At 41.7% G+C, this 17,647-nt stretch carries 17 protein-coding genes and 1 pseudogene; 6 read left to right on the top strand and 12 right to left on the bottom strand.

Features of this window, described 5'->3' with window-relative positions; genetic code table 11:
• Nucleotides 1-147: 147 nt before the first annotated feature.
• Together MD535_RS23705 and MD535_RS23700 are read right to left on the bottom strand one after the other, a co-directional pair.
• The gene (locus MD535_RS23705) at nt 148-645 is read right to left on the bottom strand and encodes a GIY-YIG nuclease family protein (protein WP_265677648.1); all 498 of its coding nucleotides are present in this window, start codon (nt 643-645) and stop codon (nt 148-150) included.
• Between the two features lie 39 nt (nt 646-684).
• Nucleotides 685-1,242: a hypothetical protein gene (locus MD535_RS23700; RefSeq protein WP_265677647.1), complete on the bottom strand. Its 558-nt coding sequence runs from the start codon at nt 1,240-1,242 to the stop codon at nt 685-687.
• A gap of 174 nt (nt 1,243-1,416) precedes the next feature.
• Between MD535_RS23700 and MD535_RS23695 the strand changes: the two genes are divergently transcribed.
• Nucleotides 1,417-2,223, top strand: a complete 807-nt coding sequence (locus MD535_RS23695) for a hypothetical protein (RefSeq protein ID WP_265677646.1) — start codon at nt 1,417-1,419, stop codon at nt 2,221-2,223.
• Between the two features lie 760 nt (nt 2,224-2,983).
• On the opposite strand, the gene MD535_RS23690 is transcribed toward MD535_RS23695, so the two are convergent.
• A complete protein-coding gene (locus tag MD535_RS23690) occupies nt 2,984-3,664 on the bottom strand; it encodes a hypothetical protein (protein ID WP_265677645.1) in 681 nt (226 codons plus the stop codon).
• Nucleotides 3,665-4,020: 356 nt separating this feature from the next.
• On the opposite strand from MD535_RS23690, the gene MD535_RS23685 reads away from it, so the two are divergent.
• From MD535_RS23685 to MD535_RS26215, 4 genes are all read left to right on the top strand, one after another.
• Nucleotides 4,021-4,749, top strand: coding sequence for an HNH endonuclease (locus MD535_RS23685; protein WP_265677644.1), 729 nt, complete (start codon nt 4,021-4,023; stop codon nt 4,747-4,749).
• A 72-nt stretch (nt 4,750-4,821) separates the two neighbouring features.
• Nucleotides 4,822-5,769: an ABC-three component system protein gene (locus tag MD535_RS23680; RefSeq protein ID WP_265677643.1), complete on the top strand. Its 948-nt coding sequence runs from the start codon at nt 4,822-4,824 to the stop codon at nt 5,767-5,769.
• Nucleotides 5,759-5,998, top strand: coding sequence for an ABC-three component system middle component 8 (locus MD535_RS23675; RefSeq protein ID WP_265677642.1), 240 nt, complete (start codon nt 5,759-5,761; stop codon nt 5,996-5,998). The genes MD535_RS23680 and MD535_RS23675 overlap by 11 nt, the downstream gene beginning before the upstream one ends.
• Before the next feature lie 281 nt (nt 5,999-6,279).
• A complete protein-coding gene (locus MD535_RS26215; RefSeq protein WP_265677641.1) occupies nt 6,280-7,785 on the top strand; it encodes a DUF2326 domain-containing protein in 1,506 nt (501 codons plus the stop codon).
• Between the two features lie 34 nt (nt 7,786-7,819).
• Here MD535_RS26215 and MD535_RS23665 read toward each other — a convergent pair whose 3' ends face one another.
• Complete coding sequence (locus MD535_RS23665) at nt 7,820-8,350, bottom strand: hypothetical protein (protein ID WP_265677640.1); 531 nt, start codon at nt 8,348-8,350, stop codon at nt 7,820-7,822.
• Between the two features lie 46 nt (nt 8,351-8,396).
• On the bottom strand, nt 8,397-8,639 hold the full coding sequence (locus tag MD535_RS23660) for a hypothetical protein (RefSeq protein ID WP_102409332.1): 243 nt from the start codon (nt 8,637-8,639) through the stop codon (nt 8,397-8,399).
• A gap of 103 nt (nt 8,640-8,742) precedes the next feature.
• Here MD535_RS23660 and MD535_RS23655 point away from each other — a divergent pair.
• Nucleotides 8,743-9,012: pseudogene (locus tag MD535_RS23655) on the top strand (carboxypeptidase M32); the annotation flags it as partial.
• A gap of 157 nt (nt 9,013-9,169) precedes the next feature.
• Here MD535_RS23655 and MD535_RS23650 read toward each other — a convergent pair.
• The 7 genes from MD535_RS23650 to MD535_RS23620 all read right to left on the bottom strand — a co-directional run bounded on the left by MD535_RS23650 (nt 9,170) and on the right by MD535_RS23620 (nt 17,276).
• Nucleotides 9,170-9,868 carry a hypothetical protein gene (locus tag MD535_RS23650; RefSeq protein ID WP_265677639.1) on the bottom strand — a complete coding sequence of 233 codons (699 nt, stop codon included), beginning with the start codon at nt 9,866-9,868 and terminating at the stop codon, nt 9,170-9,172.
• A gap of 84 nt (nt 9,869-9,952) precedes the next feature.
• Nucleotides 9,953-11,017: a DUF1254 domain-containing protein gene (locus MD535_RS23645; RefSeq protein WP_265677638.1), complete on the bottom strand. Its 1,065-nt coding sequence runs from the start codon at nt 11,015-11,017 to the stop codon at nt 9,953-9,955.
• Nucleotides 11,018-11,398: 381 nt separating this feature from the next.
• A complete protein-coding gene (locus tag MD535_RS23640; protein ID WP_265677637.1) occupies nt 11,399-12,685 on the bottom strand; it encodes a radical SAM/SPASM domain-containing protein in 1,287 nt (428 codons plus the stop codon).
• Nucleotides 12,676-13,359 (bottom strand): ABC transporter ATP-binding protein, encoded by a 684-nt coding sequence (locus MD535_RS23635; RefSeq protein ID WP_265677636.1) that lies wholly within the window; start codon nt 13,357-13,359, stop codon nt 12,676-12,678. Before MD535_RS23635 ends, MD535_RS23640 begins: the two co-directional genes overlap by 10 nt.
• Nucleotides 13,352-14,614 (bottom strand): efflux RND transporter periplasmic adaptor subunit, encoded by a 1,263-nt coding sequence (locus tag MD535_RS23630; protein WP_265677635.1) that lies wholly within the window; start codon nt 14,612-14,614, stop codon nt 13,352-13,354. The genes MD535_RS23635 and MD535_RS23630 overlap by 8 nt, the downstream gene beginning before the upstream one ends.
• Nucleotides 14,615-14,621: 7 nt before the next feature.
• Nucleotides 14,622-16,988, bottom strand: a complete 2,367-nt coding sequence (locus tag MD535_RS23625) for a hypothetical protein (protein WP_265677634.1) — start codon at nt 16,986-16,988, stop codon at nt 14,622-14,624.
• An 84-nt stretch (nt 16,989-17,072) separates the two neighbouring features.
• Complete coding sequence (locus tag MD535_RS23620; protein ID WP_265677633.1) at nt 17,073-17,276, bottom strand: hypothetical protein; 204 nt, start codon at nt 17,274-17,276, stop codon at nt 17,073-17,075.
• Nucleotides 17,277-17,647 lie beyond the last annotated feature (371 nt).

The following is a 17,647-nucleotide window of genomic DNA, read 5'->3' as shown; positions in this document are numbered from 1 at the left end:
AGTGCTATTGGGTCGTCTTATGACAATTAAACATCACATATATTTATGTGCTTATTTTTGATGACACAACCAAGAGTAAGCCATCAGAAAATAAAAAGGCCCTTACTTAAACAGCAAGGGCCTTTGGCGTTAATTTCAGAATTCGAATTATTTATAGCAACGTTTCTTTGTTTTATTCATATCAGGAATTGAGTTATCTCGCTTTCGGTTAGGTGATTTCAAAGGCATTTGACCAGCTATCGCTTGCTCTCGCGTCTGACCAACAGTGCTATATTTCTCTATTGCATTAGCTTCCTGCGTTATAGATTCAGGGTAAGGACCTCGCCACACAATAGAGATTAAGTTGTTTTTGTCACCTTTGTATTCTTTTAATATACCGAATGCTTTTGACTTTCTGTTAGTGGCATGACGCTGGAGCCTGTGTCTAAGTGAGACGGTTCTTCCAACATAACACCTTGTTCCATCATCGATTTTATACACCACTGCGCTTATATCTTTTAGAAAGCTGGTAGCGTTATCAAAAACATTATCAGGATTTCGCTTTCTAAGCGGTTGCAGGACGGGTTGTACATCACACCAGCCTATTTGCGCGCCTTCATCAACGTCACCTAAAAGCTCAGACAGCTCTTCATCTGATAGCGTCATAGCGCCCTCCATAAGTGGCAGTGCCACAAATGAAAGTATTTATCTACGCTTGTTGATTTCTTCTATCGCCTCTTTGTGCTCTTTCCTAATCGCATCAATTAAGTCAAAGAATTCATGAGGATTTTCGTCCAGATAGAAATCTATGAATCGATTAGGGTCGGGGTTGTGGATACACTGCACAGTAAACTCACCGAGCCTCAACTCAAACCCATTGTGATAGATTCCTAGCAGCTCAATGTCCACTCTAGGTATCGCCACTTTAAAATCACCCATCAGCCATTTAATGGTTCCACGCATAGTGGCATAAAGGCGTTGGAATTCAGTAACATCGGTGTCTATCGAGCAATCCTCGACGTCAATGAAATACACACCACCTTCTAAGCGAACAGTTCCACCAGCTATCTTTGCCAGTCTATTCACAAGCTTTGTATGTTTCTTTTCAGTTTTTAGAACATAAGCACTATTCCTTTCAGCGTATTGCTTTCCGCTCTTGGTGCTCAACTTGCTGGTGGTGTGCATTATCTTTCGGTTGGTCGTGGCTTCGAGTTCTCTAATCTCTCGGATGATGTTTTTGTATTGCGGGGATTCTGTAATCATACTCTCTCTCGAAAGAGAGTATTTATCGTTACTTACCAGTAAACGGATTGCAGTTCACGCCAGCACCAGTAAAAAACACCCATCGACTGTTTGCCCCCAATTACAGTAAGGTTCTTTGATTAATCGCACGGACACCTACAATCAAAGGCGCGACACTACCCCTTTGGAGGTGCTATGACAAAGATTAAAAAACGAATAGTAGATGAGTTTTACAATGATATCCCAGACGTCGCCATAGGCGCGTTCAGAAACAAAAGAATACCACTAAGCGAAATGATTGAGTCCGGTTTCGGGGCGCATCTCATACAAGAACAACGGAGTCAGGGCGCTTCGTATCAAAACGCACGAGCATATTCAGATACGATTTTTAGCATCGGACGCTACATGCAAGACAGAAATAATATTTTCGTCTCTGCGGATGTTTTGAAAATCATCAATAAAGCAAAACTAGACAACATGCCAGACGCAAGGGTGCAACTACCATTTAAGTCGTTTAAGTTAAGATTCCCAGTCGAATCCAAATTGCAGTCAGCACTAGTGACAGTATCCAGAAATAGCGTAGAGGGGTATTTCCGCCATAGCCTAGGTGACAGTGAACCAAAGATAATTGTTTCATCAATGAACAAAAATGGCTTTCGTTGTCACTCATCACCTATGGACAAGATTTCACAAGCTCTAGATAACGAACTATTAAGCCCTGTAATTAAATTCTGCGTGTTGTATAGCACAGGTCAAATTTCAATGGACAGCGGACACCCACTACCCACCAAATATAGTAAGCCCAAAAAAGGCGGGAAAAACTGGTCATTTGGATTTAGAAAGCACGAATTCGATACGGAGATTTTTGTTAGACCTCATTTCAGAAACCTTCGCGACGAAAGGTACTACAAAAAACCACCATACGACGAATGGGATATAGGCAGTAGATGGACATTTGTGACTGGCTCAACCAAAAACGCGAAAAGCTTTTCAGCTCTATGACAACCAGCACCTAGCTTCGTCCAGCAAAGCAAAAACTTTTCGTAAATGATACTCACCAGTCGAAACCTAAAGATGACTACTAAGCAACGTAACGACTAGTCATATTGCTTAGAATCAATTCTAGGCTGGTTCTGGCTGGTGGGTTACTAGATGGCTGAATAGAGATAGGCGCCGTAGGCGCGGAGGCCCTGCCGACTACCCCATTGCTAATAATCTAGTAGATAACTTTATTAACTAGTGCTGGTGAAATAACACTACTTCAATATTCGAAATATTATGTTTAATTTAATAAGGATAATTTTTCGTAAATTTGATTCATTAGCTAGCACTAGAATACTTTCCAAAATCTAGTACGAATCAATTCTACTGAATAAACATGGCGATAGTTCACGTTAGTAGAGGATAAGGCCTTCGGCCAGTGACCTACGGTCACGCAGTTTGATTTAAGATTTGGTATTAGTCGGCTTGCCGACGGAGCGAAGCGACTAACCCAATAGCTAGTACTACATCACATCAACAATACTCTACGTAGACAGTACTAGTTAATTGACATTGATTCAGTGATATCTACGTTCAAGGCGCTACGCGCCAACGGGCTTCGCCCGACATACTTTGATTTAAAGAAAACACGAACGAGTTCGCTTATATATTACTTACACAGCGAGCCACTGCTATCACTAGCTTGAGGCGAGAAGAAACCGCTCTTTTTGATAGTAGAAACCGCTCTTTTTTTTGAATTAGTCATAAAAAAAAGCAGGCCTCATGCCTGCTTCAATTCTTTTAACTCTGCTCTTAATCGCTCCAATTCATCCAGAATATGATTCGTCGCAATAGCAATTTCATTATTGTGTTTCGTGTTTTCTTGTAATGAGGCATTCTCATTCAACCTACGGACATGGGTGTTCGTTCGCATTTCTTCTCTTTCCATTTCTAGTCGATGGACAAAAGAGTGTCCACCAGCTCTTTTTGTAAAATCATGATATCGCCCATCTACATCTCGATATCGTTCGTGAATTCGCGTTATGAACTTACTGAACTCAATTTTTTTGTCTTTTGTTGATTCTCGAAACAAAACCACGTCACCATAAAACTTCTTTTTCGTCGTGTCATAGTACAGGTCAGTGATCCATACTTTTAGGACTCCGCCAGTTGCATCTACGATATGTTTCCAGTCAGATTTGTTTGTCTGAGACTCTTTGTAGAAGCGCCTCAGGCGCTTTACAACTCTTTGACCTGATGAGTCATTACTTTTATATCCAGCCTCAGCTAAGCTTCTAGTCAGCTTTTTGTCTTTCTCGTTGATGAATCTCAACGGCTCATTGGTGTTATTATTCTTTAATATGATGCTCTCCACACCATAAAATGAAACCCATTCTGATTTTTTCTGAACGTGATTCAATACACCATTGGCAAATAGTGTGTAATTGGTAATTGTGTTCATTTTTTATTCTTATTATGAAGCCGCTACGAGTCTAATCGCTTACTACATTGAGAAGCCTACTTACGTAGACGACCCAGCATGAAGTAAATACACAATAAGAAATAAACTTCTCAATGTAGTAATAGGCTTTGTGTATTTTGAAAGTCATACGAACGCATGACCGTGTGATTTATAAATCACTCGTGATTGCTAGTCACAGTCGTATTATAACTGGTGCATAACGAGTTATAAACTCAACTCTATTTAGTGGTTTCGCCGGCTCTGTTACAGTTTCTGTTACAGTTTCTGTTACATTTACCAGACCAACTCTCTCCGTTATTATATTATGACCACTTACCCACAAGGAACTGGTCAAGATGGCAAGCATTACACTAGAACAAATCAAACGCGCTTTTGAATTAGGGATAGAGGCACACGATAAAGGAATCAGTCCATCAAGACTAAAGCATATCTTAATTGATGAGCTTTCTATGACTTCTAGCTCTGCTCATGGTTATATAGAAACAGTCTCTCATCTACTTAACTGCCACTGCTATACGCGCACAATCAACGCACAAGCGACTGAATACTATCTTGAGCAAATCCATCAGAGATACGACATCCAGACTTCAAAGTCCGCTGTAGAAGCCGTGAGAAAGCATCTGGACTACTACTTATCTGCAAGTAACAACCCCCAGCACACGATTAGAAAAATCTACGAGAAGTACGCTGAATTATGCGAACAGAGTTTCGAGTACGATGACCTGGATAGAGCCATTGATATTGCCAAGCGTGATAGTTCAGAGGATAGATTACTTCGATTAAAGTCAGCCCCAACAAAAGCCGTATTAATCGATGCTCGAACCAAACTGTACAGACGCAATCCAGATGTAGTTGCAGAACGATTGTTTATTGCGGATGGCGTATGTGATAACTGCGAACAACAGGCACCATTTATACGAAAGAAAGACAACAGTCCTTATCTCGAAGTGCATCACATCATTCATTTAGCCGATGACGGCCCAGATTGTTTAGAAAACACAGAAGCACTTTGTCCGAATTGCCATAGAGAGCGACATTACGGGTCTACGTCACCAAATAGCTAATAACAATATATTTTTCTTGCTGCCACTATAATTCAATAGGACAATAGGCTCATATCAGCATGAGCCATAAAAATGAATTATAATTACGCAGACCTATCACCAACACAATTTGAACACCTCGTGATACATCTATGTGGCGAACTATTTGGCATAGGTGCAGAAACATTCTCAGACGGCCCCGACGGAGGCCGCGACTCTCGATTTGAAGGTATGGCTCAATTGTATCCATCCATGGCTCGACCATGGGATGGATTAACTGTCATTCAAGCCAAGCATACTATTAGTTATAACAGTAAATTTAGTGACCCCGACTTCTTCTCCCCAGACTCGGAGAGCGCAACCATTACTTTAGAAGTAAAAAAAATAAAGAAACTAATAGATGAAGACGGCCTCAATAATTACATCATATTTTCTAATCGAAAACTTCCAGCCAACATAAATGAAAAAATCAAGAAGTACTTGTCGCAAGAAACAGGTCTACCTAAAGAAAACATCGGCCTCATAGGAACTGAGGCTATGGGGTTACTATTCAAAAGGTTTCCACACATTGCAAAAGCTGTTGACCTCAACCCATACGATGTCCCCCTATCAATCCAGCCAGATGACCTAGCTGACGTAATCGTATCAATTAAAGACGCTCTTCCTGCCATTAAGAAAAAGAATATAGAGCCAAACCTTAAGAGAACAGATTTTAGCAAGAAAAATGAACTCAATAGCCTTACAAATGGTTACGCAGGAGCCATACTTAAAAAGATGGGCGATTTCTATGCAATTGAGAGCTTCCTTTCAATGCCTGACAACGAAGAGCACCAGCAAAAATACATCGAAACCGCAGATGAGTTACATGCCAAAATATGCATTTACAAAAAAGACCACCACTCTTTCGACCAAGTGATAGAAAAAACTATTGAGCTAATTATAGATAGAGATAATGATTGCAGAAGAAATAAAGCACTCACAAGGGCGATGGTTTACTACATGTACTACAAATGCGATATAGGTGAAAACTATGTTGCTTAAGCCAAACAAAAATGCACACCCAGACCTAACAATATTGGCGGCATCATCTTTAATTCTAACCAGATTAAAGAAGAAACGATTTGACACTATAACGAACCTAAAACAGGTTCTTCAAGATAACAACAAAGACTCTGTGGCCTTGCTAGAATCATCACTAGAGTTTCTTTTCCTATTAGGCTTGGTGGAATACCACCCAAAAAATGACTTAATCGAGTATGTAGGCTCATGAAGATTTCGAAAATTTACTCCAACAGACCCGATATTTTTGAGCCTATAGAGTTCAATGACGGATTCAACGTTATTATCGGTCAAATTAGACTACGTGATGACAAAAACAAAGATTCTCATAACCTTGGTAAAAGCAAGTTAGCCGAGTTAATCGATTTTGGTTTTCTAAAGCAAAGACACAAAGAAACGTTTCTCTTCAAGCATATTGACCGCTTTGCTGATTTCATTTTCTTTTTTGAGATAAAGCTAAACGATGGTTCGTACTTGACCATCCGAAGGTCAGTGAATAAAAATACTCAACTTTTCTTTAAAAAGCACTCTACGAAATATCAAGACTACAGATTCTTGGAAGATTCAGACTGGGACTACCAAAAACTCACATTTGATAATGCCAAACTTCTACTTGATAGCTTCCTCAATCTCACATCGATATCCCCTTGGGACTACCGCATGGCGGTTAGTTACGCACTGAGAAAGCAAGATGATTTTAATGACATCTTCCAACTCAAAAAGTTTAGTCGTGGGAAAGACCTGAGCTGGAAGCCCTATATCGGTCATATACTCGGTTTTAATGCAGATAACTTAAAAAGTAACTATGAACTTAAAATAGATATTGAAAAAGTTACCGCTCAACTTGCTGAGCTTCAAAAGGAAATTGGCCTTTATCAAGGCGATGAAGAAGAAATGCTCCGAGATGCGCTATCACTAAAGCACCAAGACGCTGAAGCCCTTCAGGAGCAATTGAACGCACTAAACTTTGACGATTCTGACACCGAAACTGTCGAGGAACTATCGGAGAATATCGATGAAGAAATCGAAGAGCTTAACCGTGTACGCTATTATTTGAAATCCGATTTAAAAAAGCTACGAAAAGTCGAGTCAAAGCAACCAATATCATTTAGCACCGATAAAACGAAAAAGCTCTTTACAGAAGCTGGCATTCTCTTCGGGGACCAAATCAAAAAGTCTTATGATGAATTAGTCGAGTTTAACAAAAAGATAACCGTGGAACGCTCAAAGTTTGTAAGGCTACAAACTAAAGAGCTTGAACAGCAAATTATTGATATTTCATCGCGCCTAACGGAGCTAAACACCCTCAAATCTAAGCAGGTTTCTTTCTTAACAAGCACCAACGCACTGGAAAAATACAAAGAAGTATCAAGCCGGTTGCTGCTAGTGAGCACAGAAATCAACTTGATAGAAAGAAAACTAGAGATTAGTGAGCAAATAAAGAGCAAAAAGAGTGAATCTAGAACTCTGAGCAATAGCAAGAATGATGTGATTGAAAAAATTAGACTAGACAGAGATTCCGTAATGCAATCCGACACGTCTATCTATAAGTCTATCAAAGAAAATTTCACAACATTTGTTAAGCTAGTGCTTGATAAGGACGGTCGAATTTCCACGGAACAAAATGGTGAGGGAAACTTGGTTTATCATGCTGGTTTTGTTGATGGTGATTTTAATTACACTAGTGAATCAGATGGGTGTAGTTATAAGAAAATTCTTTGTATTGGGTATGATTTAGCAGTGAACCTCGCTTATGCAAACAAAGATTTCGTTCGCTTTATCTATCATGATGGCGGATTAGAAACTCTTGATACCCGTAAAAAGCTAGAGTTTTTGAATTACGCTCGCACTATCCCTGAGCTATTTGGAACTCAGTACATTTTAACTTTGATAGACTCTGACTTACCGGAAGGCGTTGAATTCACAGACGATGAAATAGCTCTCACTCTACATGATAATGGAGATGATGGCCTGCTATTCAAGATGCCATCATGGTAAAACTAAAGGGAGCCTCAGGCTCCTTTTTTGTAATCTACAGGCGATTCGGCAATATTTGCGTATCATCGCCTGAATATGAATATGTTTTCCAACCCACCAAATCCATAATTGGAACTACATCGGCTTCGTATTTTTTGGGTAATCCCGATTCTTCTTTCTTGCAAAAAAAGTGGCTATCTCGGTCTTCCAAAACCTCTAGAGAAAACTTCATCTGTTTTGAGCACGAACCATCTGTAGCCAATAAGTATTTCACTAGATATCTAGGCCCTATGGACCACGTAGATGTACTCTTAACACCTCCGTGCCAAGAACACGCCCCCTTACCTAGCGAGGAAGAATACGAGCCGTCATTACACACTGAGCTTAGCGACTTTTGAGCTGGAGAGTAGACTACCACCAGACCAACTACATTCTTGTCATCAAGTAAGCCAAACGCACTTCTTACATCATGATACTCATACGCTTCTGGTATAAACGGTGGATAAACATAGCCACTTTGGAGCACTCCGGCACAGCCTGTCAAAGTCAACACAGCAAAAAAACACGCTATAGCAGTCTTACTCATTTGGATTGCCCCCCTACACCATTGCGCAAGAAATCAACACCCTCTCCTAACGGTCTTTATTTGATTGAGACAACACAGAAGCAGCGAACTCTTTAGTTTCGTCACTGTACTTGTCACTCTGGAGAACTGCCGAGGCTTTCTGTTCCATGTCTTTACCCGTCTGCTTCGACTTATCAGCTTGAGCCATAGCACTAGCAGCTAAAGACTTTTTGATTTTTGATGCGTTAGGGTCTGATAGTGTTTGAGCCGCTTTAGAAGCAACTTTTTTAGATGTTTTCTTCTTATTCATACGTCCTCCAGAATGGTTATCCTTATAAGATATGGGGATAATTTATACAAAACCAAGTGCTTATCGTAAGTTTGTAGATAAAAGATTCAATCAGTACGATTGGTTACACTGGACAGACGGCGCATTTGGCTATTTCCCATCTTATACACTTGGGGCCATGTACGCGGCTCAGTTTATGGCAGCGATGAAGAAAACCGTGGATGTAGATGACGCCATTCGCTCAGGGGAACTATCGCCAATCTTTACTTGGTTGTCTGACAATATCTGGAGCAAAGCGAGCCTCTTAACCACAGACGAATTAGTTAAACAGGCAACTGGCGATACCCTTAACCCACATCATTTTGAGAATCACCTCCGAAATCGTTATTTATAAGGTGAAGATAACAGCGTAGCTATTGCTCCCCATCACAATAGCTACGTTTGTAGGGCGGTTCGTACTCAAATTACCTAACTGATGACGTTTACTAAACGCCCTATAAAGCTAATGGTTAGCGTATCTAGCGTTGCATTTAGGGAGTGCGTTTTCTGCGCTAGAACGCATATTTGTATTTGAAATAAACCTCGCCACCTGTTTCTATCGATGTACTGTAATCGTACTCTTCCGCTTGCTGCCACTGGTTTGTGGTGCCAAGTCGGAATTGGTGGCTCTTGTATTGATAGCTAACAAAAGTATCGAATTTAAAACTATCCTCTTTCTCTCCATCAACCACCGTATAGAATGGGTCTAGACCGACTGACCAGCCATTGCCCAGTTGTATACGATTATAACTTCCGACGGTGTAAATTGCTCTGTGATGGCTTCCGCCCAACTCACCTGCACTGCCAATAGTCACGATTGGGTATAATTGTAGGGTGTCGTTAAGTTTTAGAGAATAAATTGCGCCTAAAGATGCTGTATAGCCATGGTACTCCTCCTCACCTAGTACCTTGGCAGTGGTTATCGTATTGTCAAAGTACACCCCAAGATCACCAACTACTCCCATTCGAGCGTAACGAGTGTTGATGCTATCCAAACTATCTTTGGACTCGATAGATAATAGATTTTTACCCCAACCCACACCAACAGAGACGTCGCCGTTTGTCTCTTCACCGTTAGCGCCGTAATTCTGAGACAAGGTACCGCCTACGCTTGAGTACACTGCCGTTGGATCGCTCATATCTACATCTTTAGCGAGTGCAGACAGTGACACAATAGTCACCACCAATAATGCTAATTTTCGTTTTTTCATTACTTTCACCCAGAACAAAAGTGGGTGGCTTTATTTACCACCCACTTTCAAAATCATGTCGCCTCTTGAGTCATCGAGTACTTTCTAGTCATCTAGTACTTTCAAATCATCTAACACGTTGAAGTCTCCAGATTTAACAATCTCACTAGGTTGGTAATGACGCATCATTAAGTTCCAGGCGCCTGTGTCGTTGTTAATATCAATATTGTTCTTCTTACCTTCACAACCAAAGTGGATGGTAAATGTTCCATCGGCATTAGGTTCGGCGGTATAAGAGTTCAAACTCGCGTTCTCTGAAAACATGTAGATGTCTTTGTTGTACACGGTAAGTGACCAGAATGCGCCGTTCTTAGGGTCATCGAAAGTAAGGACCTGACACTGCATATTGGTGTTTTGTTTGGCCGCTTGATAGACGTTATCTACGGTGTTAGCGCCAGCCCAGCCCATAGCGGCACCAATTGGGTGCTTATAAGCATCAACTTCATCGGACGCGCCAAACATATTAAAACTGTTAATCCCTTTCGAAGCGCTGACCAACAGTTCGTGATGAGTCGCTTCAAATGACTTAGTCTCGTAGTTCACAGGGACGAAAGGTACTGCGGAACCCGCTTTAAGCACTAGGTTGTTTTGTACCTCGCGCATTTTTTCCATGTCAGCTTCTGTCGCATCGGTACCTAAGCGAACGACTATCCATACGTACGGTGTAGACCCTTTGATCTCGACTACGTTGGGTTCAGTTCCCCCGTAAGCTAGATGACGAGTAAAGTGATTCCCATCGACTTGCTGTAATGACAGGTAACGCCCTTCCTCAACCGCAGGAAGCGTAATCTCAGCGCCCTTCGTCGTATCGACTAAAATGGTCGAGTAAAGTGTGTCTTTTTGCATGCGAACCACATTCTGCTTATCAACTGGGGTAGGTTCACGGTAGTGCAGCCAATTGTTAATGCCAACACGCTCCTGTTGGATTAAGAAGTTACGCTCAGACTCAGCTTGTGCATAGTTTCGTACCGTCACAACCTCAGATGAAGCGCTTTTGTCTTCAAAATATTTAAGGCCGTTTTCACCAGTAAAACTGTCTGTACCTCCTACTGCTGCGAACGCTGAACCAGTAAAACCAAGAGTAAGTACGGTTATTAATAGTTTTTTCATAATGCATACCTTATTTGTGTTGCAACAAGGCGACACAGACAAACCCAAAGCAGCGAAACATTTTTACCGCTTTGAATTTAGCCACAATGTCTATCCTTGAGTAAGTTGAACTATTATCGAGTTGCTATAACAACGCATTTCTTAATCGTATTGTTACCTGTTTAGGATATTACTGGAAATCATTAGTTCTCATAACTGATATCCACTTAGGTAATAACAAAACGCATATCATTTGCCTGCAACAACGGAACGTGATCTCACTCATTTCAAAATATGCGGATCTTTGTCGAACCTTCTATAGATATAAAAATGCCCCATCAGAAAGATGAGGCACTATGGTTCTTCACACGTTTTGGTCTAGCAGTCGTCGGGGTTTGTAAATCACGCCTCTCGCGCTAAAGAAGCATATTTAGCGACGGTATTGAATAGCTCCCTTGACCCACAGCAGGTCTTACTGGCTTTACTATCGTACTTTAGAGAGTTAATCCTGTCATGAGAACACCCGCCACGGCAAAACTGAAACCATTCACATGATTTGAGTGCGCGTAAACTGTGTTGCTCTTCTACTATCATATCGTTGTGAAACTCTGACTGCTCATAAAGCGTTGCCAAATCGTGTTTTAATATCGAGCCATAAACCGAGCCCGGAGTGCCAAGGTACTTGTCGCAAGCTGTAATATCGCCATTAGGCTCTACGGTGATGATTTCTCGAGCGCAATTCTGATCCCAATAACATTGAGAATGTTGCGAGGTTTCCTGAGTCAGGTAGGCAACAATATCTTCAAACAATGGGATGGAAAGCTCGTCTCTGAATGACTGCCACCATATTTTGAATACTGCGCTAAGAAACGAAATGTATTCTCTGTAGGTGATAAGTCGTTTGTCTTGCTCGATGTCCGAAGTTTGTGTATTGCTCGGTACATAGTTTAAGAACTCGACATTATCTATTTGGGCGGCAACAAGGTTACTTAACATAGGGGTAATTTCACATGTCGTGATTTCTCTATCGACCACCATCAGCGCACCATATTGAATATGATGCTGCTTAAGTTTATTGAGCGTTCGGATGATCCTGTCACTACAGCCTCTACCATTAATATCAACACGTCGACGATCATTTATAGCTGGCGAACCATCAAAACTGACGCCTACCGGAAGCCCAATGCCTTTTATAAAGGTGATCCATTCATTTGACATACTGAGCGCGTTAGTCTGAATGCTATTAGATATCTGTTGGTTTGGGGTTTTCAGTGTCTGTTGAACCCAAATGAGTTTTCTGAAAAATTCTGGTTTTAATAAGGTGACTTCGCCACCATGCCAAATAAACTCAAAGCGCTGAATATTAGGCGTAGACAAAAGCCGTTTGACCATAGTAACCATGGTTGAGAAACTCATGGTTGCATCCGGTCGGTCTGACCACGAGACACAGTATTTACAACGTAGATTGCACTTACGTGTCACCTTAACGATTGCCACGAGTTTATTACCTGTTACCGCGCGTGACGACGTAACATCCTGATTAATTCTGTCAAACGCTATCACTTCGTCGACTGATAGCATGTTTTCCTTTGGGGTAGACCCTATGATATGGGCTGCAAGCTTTTTATAGTCCTTATTTGCCAGTGCGATAAGGTTGTCAGGGTCAATTAGCCTATTATCTATTGCCATGTGTTAACTCTTTCCTCTACGATTTCACCATCATGCATAGTCAGTTGTTTAGTACCGTAATTCGCCGCGTGGTTTGAGTGCGTCACCATGACAATGGTTGCCCCGTTGTGATAAATCTTGCGCAAAGTTTCGAGCACGACCTTACCGGATTCACTATCAAGGTTACCCGTAGGTTCGTCCGCAAGAATCAGTTTGGGCTGACTAACACAGGCCCTTGCAATGGCGACGCGTTGCTGTTGCCCGCCTGAAAGTTGGAAAGGCTTGTGGTTCAATCGGTGACCAAGTTGAATATCTTGCAAACTTTTCTTGGCCATCGATTTGGCTTGCACTGGTTTGTATCCTCGATACAACAGAGGAAGTTCAACGTTTTCAAGTGACGATAGGTGCGGGATTAGGTTGAAAGATTGAAAAACGTAACCCAATGTCGCTCTTCGAACCCTTACTATCTTGGTGTTGCTCATTCGAGACACCTGATGCTCATCCAATGTATATGAGCCCTGATCTAACGCTTCAAAAAGTCCTAAAACATTAAGCAATGTTGACTTTCCGCTACCAGACGGACCCATGATAGAGACAAACTCATGATTATTTATCGTCAAATCAATATCATTTAGAGCAGTGGTACGAACCGTATCGGTTTGGAAATGTTTCGTCGCGTTAGCCAGTTCAATCATTAGCGGCAACCTTTATAAATGCAGAGTGAGTGTAGGTGTTGTTATTGAGAGTAATCACGAACATTTCGCGGTCTACCCCCTCAAACAGCTCGACTTGCTTATTACCTAGCCGGCGAGCTTTTACCTTTGAGCGCACAGCGATCCGAGTCGCTGGATCGAAATGATAGAGGTATTGATGTCCACCTTCGTTGACGATGGCTTTTTCTTGGGTAATGAAAGCTTTATCTGGCGAAGTGGTTTGAATATTCACCGCGATAGATTGACCCCGAGTGAGGGTGTCAGGTTTGAGATCTTTAAATTCAAACTTGACCTTGAATTTGCCATTTTTAACGAGCTTAGAAGTCTGTTTGACTGTGAGAGCATATGGCTTGCCATCGATCGTTGCTGTAACCAATGATGTGTCATGAATTTGGTGCAAATAATATTCACCAATTTGTGCTTCCAAATGATAGGTGCTTGGCTGGTCAACTAGCCCAATGGTTTGTCCCGTAGCAATATTCTGCCCTACTTTAATATCTAGCTCTGAGACCACACCATTAAAGGGAGACCGTATGACCAACTGATCTAGCCCCTGTGAAACGAGGGCTTTCAGCTCAAATAACTCCTCGATGGAGGTATCAATTACTTGTACGTGTTGTGACGACGCTTTCATTTCCGAACCTAGGAATTCACGTAGCAGGTTGTATCGTGTCTGCCAGTGTTCCAGCTTGTCGGTTAAATTGTGGATTTGATTCTCTTCAATGTAGCCAGAGCTAGAGATGATTCGTTTTTTAGCTAACTCTCTAGACAGTATGTTCATATTGTATTTCGCCTCACTGTAATCAAGCTGGCTGTTGAGTTGCTGACTTTCTATGGCCAATTTCAGGCTACGCAGATTTGAGATCTGCTCAGCGATGAACGAAATTCGAGACGAAGTTTCCATGACAAGATTATGATTGCTGAGCTCTGCAATCACGTCTCCTTTTTGTACCGACTCTGACGCAGTCCTATTGATCTGGGTGACATTTCCACCGGACAAAGCAGTAAGAACGTGACTACTGCTAGGGATGGCGATGGCTCGGGCGTGAATCGTTTCACTGACCACTGATCTTGTGACGTGATGCATGGCCACGGCGGTATCTGGAACGCGAATAGTTTCATTATTAGGTCGAAACTTCCAAGCTAACCAAACTAACATCGCAATGAGCAAAGTAATGGAAAGAAGGACAAACCATGACTTGAGGTAAATACGTTTTTGAGGAATATAAGTGTCCATAGCTTATCTATTCTAGGTGAGCTCGATTAAATTTTCGGTGAGATATTAAGTACACGGCGACAGAAATGACGGCGGCAAACAAAGCAAGCACAGTGATGGAAAAACCAGAATAGAAAATCACAATGTTTGACTCATACGCTGGAAGCGGAATAACATTTTTAGACGCTAACGTTCCTATCCACAAAGCGGCAATCGCTGCTATCAAACTGGGCAGTGTGAGTCGTTTGAGCAAAAATAGAACATTCATTGTCTTATGCGCGCCCATCGCTTCCATAATGGCCAATATTCGACTCAACTTTTGTGTTTCTGATAAGCCTACCAGCAGAGAAGTCATCACAAGCAATGCAATACAAACTGCGATCAATCCTCGTAGAACACCGCCAATTTGGATCTGTTCGTCAAAATATTCACGCTGCAGTTGTTCAAGCAAGATCCCTTTTGAGGCGCCCGGGTAACTATGTTGAAATTTGACTAGTTTGCTCGCTAGGTCGTGCTCGGTTTTAAACGCTGCAATTACATATCGCTGGGGTTGATCTGTTATCAGAATTGCGGTCGCTAGCGGAGACTCACTCAGCTCTCCGAGTTCAAAGTTCTGGATCACTTTTGTGACAGTAAAAGCGTACGGGGTCGAATCAAACGTAAAGTTAAAACGATGGTTAATGAGTTTCTCAAATTGAGTAAACCCAAACTGCCGAGCAAAGCTCTCCGTAACAATGGCATTGTATTCAAACTCTTTTGGGTTAACTTCAACAGCAGAGCGATGCCCTGCCAGTGTTTCTACCCCCAATACATGATGAATATCAGGGCCTGCATACATTGCGTTTGTTGATATAAATTCGTCTTCATTGGTTTGCATTCCATGCTGTAGGCCCAAGGAAATTCTCGATTTATCAAATGGTCGCCAACTACTGGTTGCGACAAATTCTATGTCTTGCTGAATAGCGCTAGGTATGGATGTAACAGGTGTATTGTTCGCGCTTTGCGCTATTTCTAATACCGCATGTCGATCAGATTGGTAGCCATAGTCGGTTTTTAACAGGCGCTCATTTTCAATGTAGCTTGCCAAACCTAAGCTGACCATAATACCGGAAATGAGAATTTGAATACCCAAGAGAAGGTGGTTTGATGACCAGTGCGCCGTTTTCTCGTATCGAGTGGTCGTAATGTTGTGACTGACACTACGAATAACGCGATAACTAATGATGCTTTCATACAATAAGGTAACGGTCACAAGGCCAACAAAAACATAAGTTATCGTCGTTACGTTTTGGGCAATAAGGTATTGAACTTGTGGGGAAAGGTCGAATTGCTGCTGGATAACAATACTGAGGATTTGGGCTGAGATAAAACAAAATGATAAAAACAACAATTGATAACTAAGGACATCAAACAGCGCCTGCGATGAGCAGCACCCAACGGACAACTTTACCTTTAAACTCTGCAATTTCTTTGTCAGTGAAATAGAGCTTAAACAAAAATAGCAAGCCACAGTACAGCAAGCGACAATGAATCCAACCATATAAATGATGTTTAACGTCGCTTTGGAAATGGTGTTATGGATATCGTCTGGCAACCCCAAGTCATAGTGTATCTGTGATACTGGGTTTGCCTGCAGATCGATAAACTCTTGGGCTGTAAAAGGTGCGCCCGGAAGATTGGGGGCATTCTGGCTAACAAAGTCAGACAACATTGCTGATGATAATGCATTGGCTTCGCTAAGCTGAGCAAACAAGTAAATAGCAACGTCGTACCAGTTGTGTGACACACCGTGGTAATAATTGTCCCAGAGAGCACTATGATTGACAATCGCTCCGACTCTAAACGACGTGTCCTCCCTGATTGATAACACGTCTTTGATGGTGAACAAGCCAATGCTCTCCACATGAATCACTTTTCCCTTTGGCTCATCAAAACCCAGGTAGTCTCTATTAAACTCAGGTGTAATGATTATCTCGTTATCTTTAAGTCGAGGAGGTACCGTGGTAAATGGATTTATCAACGAAAAGAAATTATCGCTCGCTGTATATAAGTCGCGAGTAGTGGTGGTAGTGGTGTCACTTTTAAGAGTGACTCTTGGATTTCCAAGAAAGCTCGCACCTTCAACCATAGAGCTTTCTTTTATTGCGTGATACGCAGGAAAAGGAGCCATAGAGGAGCGAACGACATCACCGTTGGGCAGGTTAAAATTAGTCTGAAGTCGAACTAAGTTTTCGCTTGTCGAATAATAACTATCAATCGCTCGGTCGGTCACAAAAATTGAGACCGAGAAGCTGAGACACATAATGCCAACGACATAAGTTAGATAGGAAATAAGCATCCCGAAAGGGTCGGCCACTATGTCATAGGCCAGCTCTTTTAAGCAATTCAATCTCATACGCTACCAAGATCACTGTATATTTTAGTCATAGTTAGCCCGACCCTTTCGGTGACTTATGAAGAGCATTTAACGGAAGTCGCTCTATTCTTTATTGCCGAAGCCTCGAGACCAACTCCACGCAGAAATAGCCTGACTTCGTTCAAACAGTTCTAAGTTGAGGGATGAGGTTAGAACCTTTTCAGTTCTACCCATACCCAGACTAGTATCCAGAGCGTTAAGTTTATGATTCAGCGAATTGACAGCAGATTCGTGTTCGCGAACGTGCAGTTTTTCCAAAGCACTCATAGGTGATCTCCTTTATATCCATGATTTAATTGTGGTTAATTGTAGGGTTTGGGCTTTACGTTTCAAAAATAACTTACCTATGATTCAGGTGACCGCTCAGATAACAGAACTTTCATATCAAATAGTTACATTTATATTGTGTTGTGCCGTGCAGTTTCCGGGGAGTTTCGAAAAAATCAGACAATCAAAATATTACCAACGATTGGCTTAATTGGAGTGAATTAGAACAGAGCAGGACAGGACAGGACAGAAAAAGCCAGTACAACACAAAAAAAAAGCGCCTCTGTTAAACAACAGAGGCGCTAGACACATCATTTATCACTAATCTTGTAACCTAGTATGGCTTTACCCTAGGTCAACACTACCTTTAC

Source organism: Vibrio qingdaonensis, assembly GCF_026191675.1.
Classification (GTDB): Bacteria; Pseudomonadota; Gammaproteobacteria; order Enterobacterales; family Vibrionaceae; genus Vibrio; species Vibrio qingdaonensis.
The sequence above is the reverse complement of the archived record's forward strand: the minus strand, read 5'-3'. Positions and strand labels throughout refer to the sequence as shown.